This window comes from Bartonella sp. AP40SXNS (assembly GCF_042195825.1).
GTDB lineage: Bacteria > Pseudomonadota > Alphaproteobacteria > Rhizobiales > Rhizobiaceae > Bartonella.
The window spans coordinates 1-530 of the sequence record NZ_JBHIPB010000135.1; the positions used below are offsets into that span (position 1 = coordinate 1).

A 530-nucleotide genomic window follows, 5' to 3' on the forward strand; every position below is an offset into this window, starting at 1 on the left:
ACGCTTCTGTACGGTCCATTTTGAGGCAAATAAACCCATTGGTAAAGTTATGGATTTAGATAGGGGATATTAAACCAGATGTTTTTAAAAAAACGTAAACAGAAGGGGGGAAAAAAGTTCGTTGCAACGGCGGTGGGGCATGCACCATGGGGATTAGGGGTAGCAGAGTATTTTTACAATCTTTACGAATATGATGATGGTACAAGAGAATATGAAGAATTTGACGGTGGTCAGTATCATGAGATGCCTGAGAATGTTGATATTCGATATCATATCAAAAAACACAATAAAGTCAATAGGTTGTGTGAAGTTATTTTATATGAATCCACTTAAGAATCCACACTTTTATACGTGATTCATTTGACTATTTTTTATATAAGATTGCCATGTATGAATAGACCATAAAAAGCAAATCATAATGTAAATATTATAACGCATGTAAACGTTCATATGAAATGAAAAGCCGATATCATTCATAACAGTTCATAAATTTTATGATACGTTTTTATCACAGCACAAATCACATTGTT

General features: G+C 33.0%; 1 pseudogene. It reads left to right on the forward strand.

The annotated features are described in order from the left end of the window. Positions 1 to 78: 78 nt before the first annotated feature. Positions 79 to 261, forward strand: a pseudogene (locus tag ACFILZ_RS10170) (hypothetical protein); the annotation flags it as partial. Positions 262 to 530: the final 269 nt, after the last annotated feature.